This window comes from Paenibacillus sp. FSL M7-0656 (assembly GCF_038003225.1).
Classification (GTDB): domain Bacteria; phylum Bacillota; class Bacilli; order Paenibacillales; family Paenibacillaceae; genus Paenibacillus; species Paenibacillus amylolyticus.
Genome location: NZ_JBBOOT010000001.1, coordinates 3162095 through 3180377 on the forward strand (window position 1 = coordinate 3162095; position 18283 = coordinate 3180377).

8 protein-coding genes are annotated in these 18283 nt (G+C 48.4%); 1 reads left to right on the forward strand and 7 read right to left on the reverse strand.

The window, feature by feature from the left end; translation table 11 throughout:
• Nucleotides 1-62 precede the first annotated feature (62 nt).
• The 6 genes from MHI01_RS14050 to nirB all read right to left on the reverse strand — a co-directional run bounded on the left by MHI01_RS14050 (nt 63) and on the right by nirB (nt 15165).
• A complete protein-coding gene (locus tag MHI01_RS14050; protein WP_340983422.1) occupies nt 63-1634 on the reverse strand; it encodes a glycoside hydrolase family 30 protein in 1572 nt (523 codons plus the stop codon).
• Nucleotides 1635-1776: 142 nt separating this feature from the next.
• Complete coding sequence (locus MHI01_RS14055; protein ID WP_340983423.1) at nt 1777-4488, reverse strand: glycoside hydrolase family 3 C-terminal domain-containing protein; 2712 nt, start codon at nt 4486-4488, stop codon at nt 1777-1779.
• Nucleotides 4489-5150: 662 nt separating this feature from the next.
• Entirely contained in the window at nt 5151-10121 is a 4971-nt protein-coding gene (locus MHI01_RS14060; RefSeq protein WP_340983424.1) for a DUF4132 domain-containing protein, read from the reverse strand.
• Between the two features lie 24 nt (nt 10122-10145).
• Entirely contained in the window at nt 10146-10565 is a 420-nt protein-coding gene (locus tag MHI01_RS14065) for a hypothetical protein (RefSeq protein WP_253505778.1), read from the reverse strand.
• A 331-nt stretch (nt 10566-10896) separates the two neighbouring features.
• Nucleotides 10897-13029 (reverse strand): assimilatory nitrate reductase catalytic subunit NasC, encoded by a 2133-nt coding sequence (gene nasC, locus MHI01_RS14070; protein WP_340983426.1) that lies wholly within the window; start codon nt 13027-13029, stop codon nt 10897-10899.
• A 21-nt stretch (nt 13030-13050) separates the two neighbouring features.
• A complete protein-coding gene (gene nirB / locus MHI01_RS14075; RefSeq protein WP_340983427.1) occupies nt 13051-15165 on the reverse strand; it encodes a nitrite reductase large subunit NirB in 2115 nt (704 codons plus the stop codon).
• A gap of 428 nt (nt 15166-15593) precedes the next feature.
• Here nirB and MHI01_RS14080 point away from each other — a divergent pair, with 428 nt between their 5' ends.
• A complete protein-coding gene (locus MHI01_RS14080) occupies nt 15594-16823 on the forward strand; it encodes a nitrate/nitrite transporter (RefSeq protein ID WP_076253512.1) in 1230 nt (409 codons plus the stop codon).
• Nucleotides 16824-16946: 123 nt separating this feature from the next.
• Here the strand turns inward: MHI01_RS14080 and fabF are convergent, their stop codons facing one another.
• Complete coding sequence (gene fabF / locus MHI01_RS14085) at nt 16947-18185, reverse strand: beta-ketoacyl-ACP synthase II (protein ID WP_076253482.1); 1239 nt, start codon at nt 18183-18185, stop codon at nt 16947-16949.
• Nucleotides 18186-18283: the final 98 nt, after the last annotated feature.

An 18283-nucleotide genomic window follows, 5' to 3' on the forward strand; every position in this document is an offset into this window, starting at 1 on the left:
AACTCTACGTTTATTTTACCATGTCCATCATTCAAACTGTACCCATAATTTCCAATCTTGAGTCAACGTTCTACCCCCGTTTTTGGCTTCCAAAGGAAGGTTGCTGCCGATTGGGAAGGCAGTATATATCGAAACGAATCTCCGCTCATGACTACATCAAAGGAAACTTCTGCCTCACCCGTGTTAGTTGCAACCAGCACCATCGTTCCATCCGGATTGCGGAAGGTTACGTTCTCGATCTTGCCCTGTTCTTGCGTGGAATCAACTCTCACAGCTCCCGGACGTACATAACGGCTGATGTGGCCTAACACATAATACTCGACATTTCTAGTGATTTCATCACTGTCCGGGTCAATCGTCACAACCCCACGACAGTTCTCACATCCACCGTTCGTGGGTCCACCTTGCGGATCGAGTGCGATGTTCCAGAGCAGCACATTTTTTGCCCAGTTGCGAGGTGCACCAATGATGAGATTGGACATCTGCCAGCTCAGATTCTCGCCAAAATCAGGACTCCACTCCCCACCACTACATTCGGTAAAATAAATATTCTTGTCCGGGAAGCGCTCATGCACTTCCGACATGGCAGATGGATCACCTGCATAACAGTGGAAAGCAGATCCATCGATATAAGCAGCAGCCTGCTCATCACCAAGCACCTTGTTGGTATATTCAACCGCCTGATCCCAGTTATGATCATACGCAATGATTCGCGTGTCCAGTCCCGCATCCTGTAGAGCCGGGCCGAGATAATCCTGAATGAACATCGCTTGTTCTTCAGCTCCCATACTCATACTCGGATATTTGTCCGAGGTGAACTCCGGTTCATTTTGCAACGTGATCCCGTAGATGGGAATGCCCTTTGTCTGATAAGCTTTGATATATTTCACAAAATATCTCGCGTACGCTTCATACACCTGGGGATCGTTGTAATCCAGATACCAGCCGTTAGTGGTCTTTTCTCCATATTTCATCCAAGCTGGGGCCGTCCACGGTGTGCCAAATACTTTAAGATCCGATTTAAGACTAGCTACACGCTCCAGCATATTCACAACTTTCTGATCCTTTTCGATCGAAAAGGATTCCATGTCATAGTCCTTGCCAGACTCGATATCATCATAGGTATAACTCGAAGCCACACCTGTTTCATCTACCGAATAATCGGAGGCACCAATCGTATGACGCACCATATCCATGTTCAGCCCTTCTGTTGTAAACAGTTCCTTCAGCAGTTGCTCTTGTTGTTCCTCTGGGAGCTCGTTGATCAGATGTGCCGATGAACCCGTCATCGCTGCGCCAAAACCATCCATGGTCTGATACGTCTTGTCCGGGTCAATCTGTATGGTGAACGCCGACGAAGAAATGTCTGGCTCCTGCGTTGAAGAAACTGAAGAACTTGTGTCTGCATCATGGTGATCGGTAATTGGAATGGGCTTCTGTCGTGCAAGCAGATTTTGCTGATCTCCCGTGGTTAACCAAACTTCGGCCGTTCTCTGTTTGTCCACAACCGGTGGCGGAGCGGGTTGTTCACTTCGGTTGAAGATAAGCCAGATTCCTATACCGACAAAACAAACAGCAGCGATCAACAGGATCATCCATCGTTTGGGATATTCTCGCCAACCTATGTTTATCATGCTTCACTCTCCTTCCATTGTGGAAAAAGCCGCGGCCACTAGGCCACGACTCATTTTCCTAATCTATATGAAGTAGAACAAACTGCATTTAACGAAATAACTTCACTGGGAGAACAACCTTCCAATCTCCCTTATTGAACTTTTATTTACCGGACTTGCTTCCGATATTCACACTGCCTGTCAGACGGATATCATCCGATGCACTGCCAACATACACTTGGACTTTACCCTTAGGCATTACCCATTCATGGGATGTTTCATCCCAGTAGGACAATGCGCTGCGATCCAGTTGAATGTTGACCCGTTGTTGCTTGCCTGCTTTCAGATCTACCTTCGCCCAGCCAGCAAGTTGTTTCTCCGGGGTCTCGACTTTGGTTGGCAGATTGCCAACATAGACCTGTACAACTTCTGCACCGGAAACTTTACCGGTATTACGCAGATTCAGGGATACTTCTACGGTTTCCTTATCACCTTTGCCAGTGTTTTTCACATGCAGATTACGATAATTAAAATCGGTATACGACAGTCCGTGTCCAAAGGCAAACGCCGGTGTCATGCCTTCTTTGTCATATCCTTTATACCCTACAAAGATACCCTCGGAATAGTTGCCCACCCCGTTAATACCCGGGAATTGTTCCGCAGTGGATACCGGGGTCTGGGAATCATCTGATGGGAACGTCACCGGCAACTTACCGGATGGATTCACATCACCAAACAGCACACGTGCCACTGCATTACCTTGTTCCTGACCTGCATACCAAGCCTGAACGATGGATGGCACTTCTTTTTGCCAGGAATCCATTTCAACAGCGCGACCACTCATTTGCACCACGATCGTTTTTGGATTGGCTGCTGCTACCTTGCGGATCAGCTGCTCCTGGTTATTCGGCAGTTCCAGATCGGAACGGTCTACATAACCTTCACTGTCATACGTACGAGTTACCACGACGGCAACATCGGATTTTTTCGCCAGATCAACTGCTTTTTGCATTTTGATATCCACAGCGTCTTCTGGAGCTTCCCAGCCAAAACGAACCTGTGCACCCATATCATGATTAGTCTGTACCGGGAAGTCCGTACGATACTCAATTCGAATATTGTGGGACTCACCTTCTTTGAATGTGATTTCTTTCTTCGTTGTACTCAATGTTTCACCTTGATTGTCTACGAGTAACTTATCATCCACATACAGTTTCGCAGAACCTAGACTGGTCAGGGACAGTTTATATTCACCCGTTTGAGGTGCTGTGATCGCCCCTGTCCAACGAGCAGACATTTTGGCATTGAATTTCGTAGGTGTCACTGGAAGCTTGGAAGATTGCGCGTTAAAACCTTCATAGTTGTAGAATCCAAGATTCATGTTGACCTGATTATCTGTACGGACCAAAGAAGGATTACCCTCCATATCTTTATTCGTCCAGTATTCAGCACGCAGACCGTATTCCGCACGATCTGTACCATAGTCTCTTTCACTTTCCTGAGCATCCGCTGGTGATAAAAGAGTAGAAGGTACGGCGGATGGTCCATTAAATGCATCTCCTGCGGAGATAGGATCGGTTCCGGCAGCATATTTTACATCCACACCGTTACCGGCACGGTTACGAATGCCTTGAAGTGGACTTACAGTATACGTCGGATTAACCAGACTGCTACCTCCACCAGCAGCAGATGCGTTATCTGCATCCGGACCGATGACAGCGATGGATTTCACGTTTTTCTTGGACAGCGGCAGCACATTATCGTTGTTTTGCAAAAGAACCATGCTCTCTTCTGCAATTTCACGTGCCTGTTTGCCGTCTTTCTTAGCATTGATTTGTGTATTCGTTACAGGGTTATCGAACAGCCCTTTATCGAACATTTGAAGCAAAATGCGTCTAACCTTCTCATCAACGGTTTGCTCGCTGACTTCGCCATTGTTCACGGCTTCCAGCAATTTGTCTCCCCATTTGCCGTAAGGCTCTCCCGGTGTCTCCAGATCCAGACCCGCATTGGCGGACTTGGCTGTGCTGAAGTTTGCACCGTAGTCACTCATGACAAACCCTTCGAAGCCAAACTGATCCCGAAGGACATTGGTCAGCATCTCCTTGTTCTCACAAGCATATGTACCGTTCACCTGGTTAAATGAACACATTGCTGAACCAAGATCCGCTTTTTCGACCATCGCCTGGAACGGACGTGCATAGACTTCCTGAATGGCACGTTCGCTGGCTGTTGCATTGGTCGTGAAACGTTCCGTCTCCTGGTTGTTCAGGATATAGTGTTTCGCTGTAGCGATAACTGGATTACTTTGAATCCCGTTCACATACGCTGCACCCATGCCGGAAGCAAGTAGCGGATCTTCCCCGAGAGATTCGAAGTTCCGGGAACCCCATGGTGTACGTGCAATATCCAGCCCAGGTCCGAGCACTACATTATGTGTTGTATCATGTGCTTCCTGACCGATCAGATCGCCATATTTCTTGGCCAGATTGGTATCCCAGGAAGCGGCAAGCGCGATGGGTGCAGGCAATGCCGTGGACTTTTTGTCCTGCACATCCGGGTTAGCCACACGTACTCCTGCGGGTCCATCTGCCATCTGTAATGCCGGAATGCCGATGCGCTCCAATCCATCATTATAGAAACCATAATAGTTATTTACTTTACCGGTTACGAATCCAACTTTCTCCTCCAGCGTCATCTCCTTGAGCAGCAGCTCGGTGCGTTCTTCCGCTGATAGAGATGTGTTCATCCAAGGCCGATCAGCCCCGGATTCCGCCTCCGCGGCGAAGGCGTGCAGAGGCATAGCCGCAACCGCCACGATGATTAATAACATAAACCATCGTTTGAGGAAAATCAGATTGAGTCTTCTGTTCATGTTGTAAGTTCTCCTTCTCTCTTGATCATTTTTCTTGTGCACATATTGAATACATGTATACAAGGGAATGCAAACTGGCTTGATCCCAGTCTTTCAAGCATTCAGGTCGTCCTGCACATGGCTTCTGAAACTGCAGCCTGCAAGCAAGTCAGCAGATTTCGCTTCCTAACGATAGCCGACATGATCATGAATTACATCCCCTTAAATTTGGTAAATGACCGATTAGAACAAGCCTAGTTCTTTGGAATCACCATGTTAACAATTCAGATAACAAAACAAGAAAACGAATTATTTACATTTCCGTAACTACTTTCGAACAAATTCTTTACTTTTAAAAACAGTCGGTTCGACCCACTCCCGATCAACCAATTAATGCAATTAATTATCAGATTAAGGAATATATCGACACACTCTGGGTCCTAAGTCTATTTGTAAACGGAACCAATCCGGTCCATTGAAATATCCAAAAATATAAAAGCAGCTGAGGTCCCTTTTAACAGGTTCTTCAGCTGCCTTTATGTTGGAATTGCTCCATATTGTTCACTTTCCATCCATGATTCTTGTTCTACACTCGTTATATTGAGATTCGAAGTTACATTGAAATCGGAGTAGCAAATAAAAAACCGCCCCAAGAGGGGCGGCTCACTTCTGTTCAATCACTTCTAGTTCTGTAACTGTGCAAGAATCTGCGGGTCCTTGATCCTTTTATCTTCGGCGAGCAACATCACCTTGGACAGAATCTCAGCTGTTCTCGGATCTTCATCGAGGAATGGCAGGAAGATTCGACCCCGATGCTGACTGTGCACCGGAACAATATGAAGTGCACCTGTGGCTTGTTTGAACACATTACCACTTCCCAGATGAACAGCATACTCACCTAATTCACCATCAATTCGTGCGTAATTCCCGTCCAAACGTACATTGTCGATCTTCAGCAGACGCAACGATTCGTTCACAATGACGTGGCGCATCTCGATTGTTGTCAGGCTAGCTTCCGGATCTACGCCTCCCACATGTGCAACGCTGACCACCAGATCGATATCACGCATAACTTCGGAGAAGAACGTCAGCGGCACATCTTGCAGCGCTACAGATTTGTAGCTCTTGCGATCGTAGAACTGCACCGTCTCCAAGGTAGGTGCTTCGGTATCTGCTGGTGAGAACCAATCTGCCATGGCATAGAGATTCGCGATCAGATTATGCTCATAACTTACCTTCTGCAGACCTTCCTCATAACTGACAGTCCATTGGCGTCCTTTCAGCAGAGCTACTGCTTTTTTCGGTTGAATCTGATACCCGGCGTATCGGCGAGACACCGTACCATTAGCCAATTCGTCCTCGTTAGGAAGATAAAGCTCACGGAATACCTGCTTGAACGGCTGACGCTCCTGACGGGTGAACAGATCCCGCTGGAATTCACTCCAGCTTCCGCTCTGATACAGATGAAGCGGATGAGCAATCAACAGTTGATCCTGTTCCGATAGTGCCTGGATCGTACCCTCCGGTCCTGGAGCAACCAAACCACTGGACGATACATCGAATCTCCCAGTCTTGTCACCTGACTGGAAGACAAGTGTTCTTACCAGCGGTTGTATAACCGGATTTTGCATCAGACTGGCAATTTCCTCACCTGTAAATGACGTTCCAGCAGTCATCGAACGTTCCAGCTCCTGCCGTGCCCGGCGATACTGATCCACCAGATCCGATTTCAGCTCTTTCAGTTCAGCGATATATCCATCTTTTTTGAACCGGGCAGGTACAGATTTGAGTGTCTTCCCTTTGCTAACGATAACCATCTCGGGTTGGCCTTCCTCATCAATGACCAATTGTGCTGTCGTGTCAGCATCCAATGCATGAGGTTCAAAGAAGGATTTCATCTCATCCAACTTACGTGCTTCCATGTCCCACATCAGCCGCGTAACATCGGCATAACCTGCATTACGAGCAAGATTGCCCAGTGCAATCTGTGATGCCACACCTTCACTGGCACGGCGTTGCGCACCGAATTGTTTGCTCTGCATCAGGAACTTCTGAATGAAGTCGTATCGCTCACGCAGATCCTGTTCGCGATTTACAGCGAATGGAATCAAACTGTAGGTTAACAAATGATCCTTGTTTCGCTTGTCTGACACGGACTCACGCATATCGTCAAGTCGAAGCTTGCCTAGTGCAGCATCTGCGAACAATTGGGATCTGCGGTGGTTAGATCCCCCGGAAATGTACTTGGCACAATCGTATAACAGATTGAACCGTTCCTCCCCGACAGCAGCATAGGCTTCTTCAAACCAAGCGATATCAAACGCACCTTCATTAAAGTCCTGTGGTGAGATTGGAGAATAGTGGGCCACGATGGTTTCTTTCTCCGCAGTAAAGCGTTCATTAATATGAGCATGGAAGTACCAAGCTGCACTGCGTAGACCTTCCCATCCCAGATGTTTCGCTACAATCTCCATCCACTGCGGGGCGTACATGGCTGCTTCCAGCAATTTTTTCTCATTCACCGGATACTTCTGGAGCAATTCCCCAAGACGCTTCTCATCTTCTCCATCCCGTGGATGACAATTCTGAATTAGATAGCTAAACGTCTCTTTACGTGTTGTGTTGTCTCCATAACTATAGATATATCCACGGACAAATGTATCCTGATCCATCGCAGAGACCAGATGTACCCAGTGTTCCATGCCTTCAATTCGATCCAGTTTCATGGCAAGTGTGCTTACTTCTGTAGAGAGTTCTCCCCGGGTCAGCTCAATCTCCAGAATGCGATCGACCACCGCATCTCGCAATTGAACAAGCTTCGGATCACTCGCAATCATTTCTGTACGAGTGGATGTTAAGTCCCGAATAAACAACAGACGATTCCCACCGACCAGCACCTGTCGATATATCTCTTGATCATCAATCAGGTTCAACTGGTACGCACGCAGGAAATCTTCAAGTGACAGTAAAGACAGCGGTTGACTACTCTCTACAAGACTGGTGAACTGGTAAGCTGTCTGGAAGAAACGTTTGAAGCTGTTATCGTCATGGATTTTGCCACGAACTACATAATTCCAAGGTCCAGTCAGAATATGAAGCATGCCTGACTCTTTTTCGAGTCGATCAGCAGGCATACTTGCGATGATGGAGGCCCAGGTTTTCTCAGCTATTTCAAACGTGTCGATCGGATCGCTATCTTGAAATGCCGCCGATATCAGTGCCACTACCTGATCCTTATACGTTAACGAATCCAGCATCTGCTGCAGCTTTTCGATGTCATCCAGAGGATAGATCCGTTCGGCAAACGACTTGCGCCAGCCTTCCAATAACGGAATCTTCTGCAATTCGTCATAGTCATACTGCTCACGGAAATAACTGTAATGGTCGCTCAAATTGCCATTGAACTCCCCGAGCTGTATAGCCATGTATAGCTGCATCAATTCCACACTGCTGAACCCGGCATGTTGAATATAGTTCTCCCATACGTCATGAAGTGGGAACTGTTCCATCTGCTTCATTTCATTCCGCTCTCCATATGGAACCTTGGAGCGAAGACTCGCTCCGACTAACAATGTGTCTTTATAGCCAGCGTAGTATTCCACTTGATACTCATAATCCCTGTGTTCATGCACTAATTCACTAAGTCCCTCCAGAAATGGTCTGGTCTTATCCAGAGAGAGTGTAAAGATATCCTTCGGATTATGGCCCTTGAGATCACGCTTCTCATCCAGCAATGGCTCACGTCGCTTCGGATCAAATAAACCAAATCCATTAGAGGCTGTGTAACGACTGCCCTGATCGGTCAGCTTATCTAACAGTTTCTGTTCCTTGGCAGTGGGTGTCTCAATCAGCTGCGCCAATGGCTGCAATTGCTCCTGCTGATCTATCCGCTCTGGATCTGCCGCAATCTCGGTCAATAATTCTAGCGCACCCAAGCGCTGCAGTTCACTCTTGGCCTGCAAAAGTCGCTTCAGCGAGACCTCCAATTGGTCCACGGGTTGCAGTAACAATACATGAATGACCTTCTGACGAAGTGAGCCTGTTTTGAGCTTCATCAACGACTCCATCTGTTTCATCTCATCAACCGTCAACGTGAGCAGCTTCGCTTTGGCGAGTGCACTCTCCCGATTACTGATGCTTTTATCAGACAAACTCTCAAACACAAACTGTCTTTGCACCTCATTATCGGGATGCTGAACAAACTGGGACAACAGTTCTCCGCGCAGTTCCGGGCTTAAACGGTCCTTGATTGCGATGACCTCCCCGATCCATTCCGGGTCCATATCATAAGCGGCCAAATATAACATTTTCTTGACTACATCATCCGTATCAATCCGGTAGTGAACATACTCAAGTACACCCGATGGTCCACCTGACCCTCCTTTTGGAATGGCAGCCAGCATCTGTTTGAACCGATCAAAGTCCTGACGCCGCAAGCCCTTATCTCCAAGAGCAGGCAATGGCCACACGTAGACGCTACGCTGATTCTCTCCATTCTCGAAACTCCAGTTGTACATATACATCGCATCATAGTTGGTCACAATCCAGTGCATCAACTCGGTATCCTGCGCCTCCAGATAACGACGTGCAATGTCCAAACGAAGCTCCCTGTTCTGGCTGTTAGCCAGTACATATTGAGCAACAATCTTCTGATATAACTGACCTTGATCCATAATCTCGATTATCTTGCTCTTCAATTCATTCTCTTCAATGACCGCTGTCGCCCACAGACTGATAAAGAGTTTGTTGGCGTTAGCTTCCTGCTGCCAGGCCTCGCGTACTTCTGGTTGCACAAGCGCCTGATAGGCCTGTTCAATCAACTGTGCCGCAACACGTTGGTTGGCTGCTTCTATACCGATCCCCGTCCATACGGCAAGCGCTCTTACCACGGAACTGAAACGAATCAGGTTGTTGTCGATAATGATTTTTAATATGTAAATATAGGCTTCCAGTGTCCCTTCATCCATCCGCTCCACAATGCTTTGGCGCAGCCCTTCTTGCAACCTTGCTGCAACGAGCAGCTCACCCACCATCTGATAGGCATCCGCCTGATCGCTCATGAATATACCTTTGATCATTTCATGGGTTAACAGCGCCGTCTGATTGTCACCATAGATAATATCATGCAGCGCCTGCTTCATATCTCCGCCCTGATGATCCAGTTCATAAGCGATACAATCCGCCAGGACCCAACGGATCTCATGCAAATAATCCAGCTTGTACTCACGAAGTGACACATATTCTTCCAGCGAGAAATTTTTCATTTCCATACGGAACAATCCCATCAGTTTACGGATGACTTGTTCTACATGCTGCTCCGGATCGGATGTGCGGAAAGGGCGGCGTTCATAGTTGTTACTGTATGGGAAACGAGTCGCACGCTCTGCGATATAACGGAATCGTGCAACCAATGACTCGCTCGCCAGATGCTGGAGCACATCCAGTAGTGGCTCGAATAATGGTTTCTGCGTTTCTGCAGCCAACCTTCCAAGCAACTTATCAGTATTCAAAAACATCTTTTCGTCTCCACGTAAATACGTAGACCCGGCGATCTCCACAACATAGCCTGCCAGCTCAAGCTGTACCCCTGTTAACGACTTGGCTCTTTCCTGCAATCCATCCATATACACCTGTACTTGCTCTTCCTGATTCATCCTGTTCTCCTCCTTCATCGTTCTCTACCACAGACGCCCGGCTAGCATTGTAAAACGAATAAACACCACGTTATCTCCGTCTTTTACAACAAGCGACTCATCCAGCTCCTGCAATTCTTCATCGTTGAGAAATACTTTATATAACCCATCCTCATAGGCGGTTATAGCTGTCTCCATCGCAACATTCAGATCAGGAACACCCTCATTGTATACTGCGCCAAACCCGACTTTCCCCACCGCTCCTTGCGCGTCAATATCATCCGGCATCAGGTAGGCGAACAATTCTGCCTGTTGTTTCTTGTCCTGAAGTGCTTTTACTTGTACAGCCACCATGTTCTCAATGAGCTGCCTTAACGTATGAGTTGTTTCCGGAAGTTCGGCAGCTTGCTTGGCAAGTACCGGCTTGCGCTTGCCCAGACTTTTTACCGTTATCCATACATTCACTGCATTACCTCCCTTGTCCTGCTCTATTTGAAGAAGCTTCCATAAGCCCCGATATCTATACCACGATGCGGAATATCCTAAACTCGAAATGACTATCTGTCTCTAAAATAAAATAAAAATACGTACATATGTACCCCTAATAAACATCATAACTAAAATTCAATCCATATTCATGAGCCAATCCTCATGTTTACGTGGAACCACGGAACTATGGCCTACTTGCGTACATATACGCAAAAAAAGCCGCACAGTCTCATATAAATATGGACTGCGCAGCCGCTAAGCTAACATCAGAACAGTTTATGTCGCCGGTAACCTGTAATTTTATGAATCATCTTACCAAGCGCAAAGGTCGAATGGTTACAGCTGCTGTCTTGAACCCAGGCATCCGGCAGAACGGATCTAGCTCAGGTCTGGTGGCCCGATTCACATTCTGAATGCCGCCCCAATGCATCGGCACGAACAAGGTATCCTCCCGAATCGAATCTTTGATGCGCGAACGAACCGTGAAGCTTCCGTACGTCGATTGAATCTCTACCCACTCTCCATCGTGAATGCGATAACGGGCAGCGGTAGCCGGGTGAAGTTCAACAAAGTTCTCCAATTCACGAGCTGCCAATGCCGGACTGCGATGTGTCTGCACCCCTGTAAGATAATGAGGCAGCACACGCCCATTGGTGAGAATTAAGGGGAACTCCGAAGATATATCATTCCAGCCCGGGCTGGATTCAAATGTAAATGCCGCTTTGCCGTCCGGGTGAGCGAATCGTTCACCGAACAGCAGTCCTTCTCCCTGATCTTCGAGGGCAGAACACGGCCAGTATACCCCTTTCTCGTTACGCAAACGCTCATAGGTAATGCCATAGTAATCAGCCACTCCGCCACGACTCGCCACCCGAAGCTCATTAAAGATATCCTCAGCAGTGTCATATTCAAAATAAGAAGCTTTACCCAATTGCGCGGCAATCCGGCATAATATATCCCAATCATCGAGCGTTTCTCCCGGCGCAGGCCGCCCCTGTTCACGAAGCAGAACACGCCCCTCCAGATTGGTCAATGTACCTTCATTCTCCATATAAGATGTAACCGGCAGAACCAGATCAGCCATTCGCGCTGTCTCGGACAGAAACATGTCTGCCACGATCAGAAAGTCCAGCTTGCGCAGACCTTCTTCCACCAAACGCACATTGGGGTTGGATACGACCGGGTTGGAGCCCATTACAAGCAACGCCCGAATCTCCTGATCATGGACCTTCTCCATCATCTCGTAGGCGGATACCCCTTTGCCTGGCAAACTTGCAGCGTCCACACCCCAGACGGATGCCACATAGGCACGATCGGCTTCATTTTCAATGGATCGATAGCCCGGCAGCTGGTCAGCCTTCTGCCCATGCTCCCGTCCGCCCTGCCCATTGCCTTGACCTGTGATGGCACCATATCCGCAGCCTTCTCTACCAATTTTTCCAGTTGCCAGCACCAGGTTCAAAAAGTGTCTCACTGCCATATGTCCATCCGTCTGCTGCTCCACACCACGTGCTGTCATGATCATGCCTGTCTCTGCCTCACCGTATGCCATCGCCGCCTGACGAATCAGCGCCAGATCAACCCCGCACGCTTGTGCCGCCTGTTCGAGTTGCAGATCAGCCAACCCTTGTATCAATTGCTCGTAACCATGCGTTCGTTTGTCTATAAAATGAAGGTTCACCAATCCGGCATCCATAATCACTTTCAACATGCTATCTGCCAACAGAGCATCCATGCCAGGCTTCACCTGTAAATGAAGGTCGGCAACGGCAGCGGTTGCCGTCTTGCGTGGATCAATAACGATAATGAACGCCCCGTTCTCCTTGGCCTGATTGAAGTAGGGCAACAGGGTAGGTTGGCATTCTGCAATATTGGTGCCTGCGAGTACAATACAGCCCGCCTTGGGAATATCAGACAGTCGGAACGTCAACCCACGATCCATCCCGAACACTTTACTTCCAGCTGAAGCCGCAGCTGACATACAGAACCGTCCATTATAGTCGATATATTTTGTCCCCAATGCAACTCTGGCGAACTTGCCGAGCAGATAGGCTGTTTCATTTGTCAGAGATCCGCCCCCGTATACTCCGACCGTATCTGCTCCGTATAAATCCCTCAAGTTCTGAAACCGCTCTACGATGGTCTGAATGGCCTCCTTCCAGGAACAGGGTTCAAGCTCGCCATTACGACGAATGAATGGATGCATTAATCGTTGACCACTGAGTGCATGTTGATGAGCATTCATACCCTTCACACACAACCTGCCCTGAGAGGCTTCATTCGGGACACCCTGAACCGTATACTCACCACGACGCTGGCCTGCAACAGGTGCAGCCAGTTCTTCAACAGTCATCTTGCACTGCACACTGCAATACGGACACTGGGTCTCCTTTACATACAGCTTGGAGGCTGCTGGTTCTGAACTCACGGATAATCCCATCTTTCCATCCCCGCCTTTCATCTATATATCAGCTTGAAGTGTAGCTGCAAGTTCCTTCTGTAACTGGTCATCCAGCAGCGTTTCCCGAATCGACATGAATCCCAATCGTTCCGTCCATGCCCATAACGGCTCATCATACCAAGCGGTTTGGCGATACCATTGAAGACAGGCTGATGCGAGTGTGGCCGCTTGCACCTCTGTTTCAGCCACCCCAATCAAACCACCTTGTTTGACCGGATGCTCTGCATGACCGCCTGCGTAGATCTCCCATCCAGCTGGTGAAGCCAGCAAGCCAATATCCTGCACCAGTGCGCTCACCAACGAACCGGGCCCTGGTGCAACTCCCATATTCACCGGCGACGGCATCGCTGCGCCGATCCAATTCGTACGAAGCTGTGCTGCCAAGCTACCCGCATCCCTCGCATAGGATGAAAGCGGGATCTGATCATCCCAGCGCACCTGAACCTCTGAGTGACCTTCGATCTCTCGAACAACCATCGTTCCACCGGATACCTGTAAGTAATAATGAATTACGGGGCGACATACCGCGCAGCCATGTTCCGAACCCCAACCCAGCTTCTGCAAGATCAAAGATATGTCTGGTAGCCCTGTCTCCAGAACATTGATGTCAGCCAGTATTCCCTTTAACTCTGCATGCCCAAGATCCGTACAACTGCAAACAGGCATTGGAGCAGGTTTATCTGGTGTGGCTACCACGCCAGTACCCCCGTTATTTTTCAGGTTATGCGTATGTTTCAACAGAGCAGCCACCATCGGGCGACAGCCACCGCATGAACCTGACGCCTTGGTCTGCTCCTTCACCTGATCTGCCGTCTCGAGACCCTGTTCCTGAATAGCTTTCATAATGGCAGCCTTGGTCACATTGTTGCAGGCACATACGGTCTCCTGAGCCGGTAATGCCGCAGCAGCAATCTCAGCCGGGTCCGGAGCCCCTTCACGCGGAGCCAATTCCGCCACATCTGCGCCTCGTTGCACAAGTCCAAGCAATGCCGTTCCTTCGGTTGTATCTCCAAATAAAATGGCTCCGCGCACTTTGCCAGCCTGCATCAGTACTTTTTTATATGTGCCTTGAATGCCATCCAGATGTTGAATTGCGGTCTGCATGCCTTCCCCACTGATCTCGCCTGCCGAGAAAACATCAACCCCCGATACCTTCAGCTGTGAGTATGGAATTGATCCTTTGTATTCAGGCGTTTCCTGTCCACAGAGTGTACGTGCGAGCACCTTCCCCTGTTCGTATAAGGGGGCCACCAGACCATAACTAATTCCCCGATGTTCAGCACATTCCCCAACTGCGTAAATACCCGGTACACTGGTGCGCATATAGTCATCTACCATAATTGCCCGATTGGTGGCGATTCCACTTCGTCTGGCCAGGTCCACATTTGGCCGAATTCCTACAGCGACAATGACAACCTGAGCTTCAAGCTTGGAACCATCTGTGAAGAGCAGCCCCTGCGCCTGCGATCGTCCGGTGATTTTTTGCGTATTTCTGGCCAAAAGAAAGGACATACCCTGCCCTTCAAGTTCCTCCTGAAGCATCGTGGCAGCCTTCTGATCCAACTGCCGATTCATAATGTAAGGTGCGTTATGGACCACCACAGCTTCCATGCCCAGATGCAGTAACCCGCGCGCAGCCTCTAGCCCAAGCAATCCGCCACCAATGACGGCGGCCTTGCGATAGGTTTTGGAATAATCAGACATGCGCGTACAATCGTCAATCGTTCGGAAGGACATGACCCGCTCTTTATCAATTCCCGGAATCGGTGGGATAAAAGGTGAAGACCCTGTCGCCAGAATCAGGACATCATAGGTTTCTTTTAGTCCGGATTCCGTCTCTATATATTTTCCACGGGTATCAATGCGGTGTACCGTTTCACCTGTACATAGCCGTATATGATGCTCGGCATACCAAGTCCAATCATTGATAATGATATCCTGTAACGAATGCTCACCCTGCAATACTTTTGATAACATGATCCGATTGTAGTTGGGACGGGGTTCATTGCCGTAGATTACAATCTCATACGTATCAGGCTCCAGTGCTATAATCTCTTCGACACACTTCACTCCAGCCATGCCATTCCCGATAATCACCAGTTTGCTTCTACTCATGGGCTGCCCCCCTATCTCTCTCTCACCTGAAAATAAACAGAAAAATCCCTTCTCCATGATTCGGAAAAGGGCACCGTTGCCTCCGGAATCCACACGCCTTTGTGTGGATTCATATTAGATTCAGATTAAGGGAATCTCAATCTAATGTCAACTAAATTAACATTAAAAGTGCGAATAACGATTAAAAAATGAATTATTAAAAATATCATGTAATTTTTATTGACATACACATTTTCTCTTGATTATAATTTGAATCAAAATCACAGTGCTGTGATCAACTCAGATGCGGGAACACAATGACGTGTACCGCCTGTCGGCAACGGGGCCGCAAATCGTTCAGATCTGGACGAATTGCGGCCTTTTTCTGCCTTAACAAGCACATAGACAAATCACGAAGATCTCAATTGGATGAGGAGCGATGATGGATGATGGAGAGCAAAAGTTTTTGGAAAAGCGGGCATAAGCCCACCCTCTTCGGGGCGTTTATGTATTTTGACATCAGTTTTATGATATGGGGGATGCTTGGTCCACTCGCAGTTGTCATAGCGTTGGATTATCCGATGACTCCGCTGGAAAAGGCCAATCTGGTCGCATTGCCTATTCTCGGCGGCTCCATCCTGCGCCTTGTGCTTGGCTTCATGTCTGATTATATTGGTCCGAAACTGACCGCACAGATCGGGATGCTCGTCACCTTAGTTCCTTTATTACTCGGCTGGTTATGGGTTGACTCCTTAAGCCAACTGTACGTGGTGGCACTCTTGCTTGGTGTCGCAGGCGCCTCCTTTGCTGCTGCGCTACCTCTGGCAGGCCAATGGTATGGCAAGGAGCATCAGGGTCTGGCCATGGGTATTGCCGGGGCGGGTAACAGCGGAACCGTACTCGCGACGTTGTTTGCTAATCGCTTGGCTACGCATTTTGGCAGCTGGGAAGTTGTGTTCGGACTTGCTATTATACCGATCGTTATTGTATTCATCCTCTTTTCAATCTTTGCCAAGAATAGCCCTAACCGGCCTGAACCCAAGAAATTGTCCCAATATGGAAGTCTGCTTAAACAAAAAGATGCTTGGGTATTCTGTGCCTTCTATTGTGTGACCTTTGGTGGCTTCGTTGGATTATGTAACTATCTCACCATCTTCTTCAACACCCAGTATGGGCTCTCTCCAGTTCGTGCCGCTGACATTACCACCTTCTGTGTAATCGCAGGCAGTTTCTTCCGGCCTGTAGGGGGTTATCTGGCGGACAAAATTGGTGGAACCCGCATGCTAACATTCCTGTACACAGGGGCTTGTGTCATGTTAATCGGAGTATCCTTCATGCCACCGCTTCCTGTTGTAGTAGTCATGTTGTTCCTCGGTATGATGTGTCTGGGAGCCGGAAATGGCTCCGTGTTCCAACTGGTTCCCCAACGTTTCGGCAATGAGATTGGCCTGATGACAGGTATTGTGGGTGCCGCTGGCGGATTGGGGGGGTATGCACTGCCGCTGATTCTCGGTCAACTGTATAGCAGCTATCAATCCTATACACCAGGTTTTGTCATTCTTAGCCTGATTGCAGCAGCTTCCCTGTTCCTGGTTCTCTTCATGCAATCCCGCTGGCGTGTGAGCTGGTTGAGCCGAGGTAACAAAGGCATGGCGGAATCGACATCCCTTTCTTCCTGAGCAACCACTCGGCCGTTAACCAATGGTACGGTGTATGTGGATGATCCCGAAGTCGAAGTAAGCAAAGAACAGCGCAGCCCGATGGGGCTACGCTGTTTTTTCTGCTTAAAGCTGCTTTTTTGCTTAAGATGAATACTTTTGAAGAACAATAACCGCATTATGACCGCCAAAACCAAAGGAATTAGACATCCCAATCCGCAACTCTGCTTTTCTTGCCTCGTTTGGCACATAATCCAGATCACATTCGGGGTCCCTCTGCTCCTGATTGATGGTTGGAGGAATGATGCCATGCCGCAGACTTTGAATAAGTGAGATCGCCTCCGCACCGCCTGCTGCACCAAGCATATGTCCCGTCATGGACTTATTCGCTGTGACCGGAATATCATAGGCACCTGTCCCGAAAAGTTGTTTAATGGCTCTCGTCTCAGACAGATCACCTGCCTCCGTACTGGTGGCATGGGCGTTAATTACATCAATGTCCTCAGGTCCAATCTGAGCTTCTTTCAGTGATGCTTTCATCGCCAGATATGCACCCCGTCCTTCCGGGTGGGTAGCTACCATATGATACGCATCTGAACTGGCACCATATCCAATCACTTCGGCAAGAATATTCGCCCCTCTTGCTAGAGCATGAGACAGTGATTCCACAACCAGAATTCCAGCACCCTCCGCCATGACAAAACCGTCTCTCCCTGCATCAAATGGACGGCTGGCTGCTTGGAACGCTTCATTTCGTGTAGACAACGCTGTCGCATTACCGAAGCTTGCCAGTGACACTTCCGTTACAGCCGCTTCTGTTCCTCCAGCAATAATGACATCGGCTCCGCCATGACGAATTAACCGGAAAGCCTCTCCAATGGCTGTATTGCCAATGGAACAAGCTGTTACTGGCGACAATGTCGGTCCCCAGCAACCAAACCTCATACTGACCATAGCTGCCGCCATATTGGAGATCATCATAGGTACCAGTGTTGGGCTGACTCTCGCAGGTCCCCGTTCTGACAGGATCTTGCCTTGTTCCATCAATGTCTGGATGCCACCTATGCCTGAACCAATATATACACCTACCCGTTCACGGTCCAGTTCATCCATCACAAGACCCGATTGTGATACAGCCTGATCCGTAGCAGCAACAGCAAATTGAACGAATCGATCCATACGCCTTGCTTCCTTGCGTCCAAAACGCTCTTCACCATCAAAATCACGGACCACTCCTGCGATTCTGGTTTTGTACGAAGCTGTATCAAAATGTACTATAGGTGATACACCTGATCTACCCTCAATCAATCCGTTCCAGAATGTATCTACATCATTTCCCAGAGGAGAGATAACTCCCATACCTGTAATCACGACTCGTTCCATGTCCATCCTCCTTCAGCGCTGTTGTCTACCTTACTCTTACGCTCTGCCACTAATAGTGCACTTTTGAATATCCTATTACAAGTTGTCAATTATAATAG

Bases quoted from the DNA above. Each gene is read 5' to 3' on its own strand.
- MHI01_RS14080 (WP_076253512.1), top strand. From the start codon at position 15,594: ATGGAGAGCAAAAGTTTTTGGAAAAGCGGGCATAAGCCCACCCTCTTC.
- nirB (WP_340983427.1), bottom strand. From the start codon at position 15,165: ATGAGTAGAAGCAAACTGGTGATTATCGGGAATGGCATGGCTGGAGTG.
- MHI01_RS14050 (WP_340983422.1), bottom strand. From the start codon at position 1,634: ATGATAAACATAGGTTGGCGAGAATATCCCAAACGATGGATGATCCTG.
- nasC (WP_340983426.1), bottom strand. From the start codon at position 13,029: ATGGGATTATCCGTGAGTTCAGAACCAGCAGCCTCCAAGCTGTATGTA.
- fabF (WP_076253482.1), bottom strand. From the start codon at position 18,185: ATGGAACGAGTCGTGATTACAGGTATGGGAGTTATCTCTCCTCTGGGA.
- MHI01_RS14055 (WP_340983423.1), bottom strand. From the start codon at position 4,488: ATGAACAGAAGACTCAATCTGATTTTCCTCAAACGATGGTTTATGTTA.
- MHI01_RS14060 (WP_340983424.1), bottom strand. From the start codon at position 10,121: ATGAATCAGGAAGAGCAAGTACAGGTGTATATGGATGGATTGCAGGAA.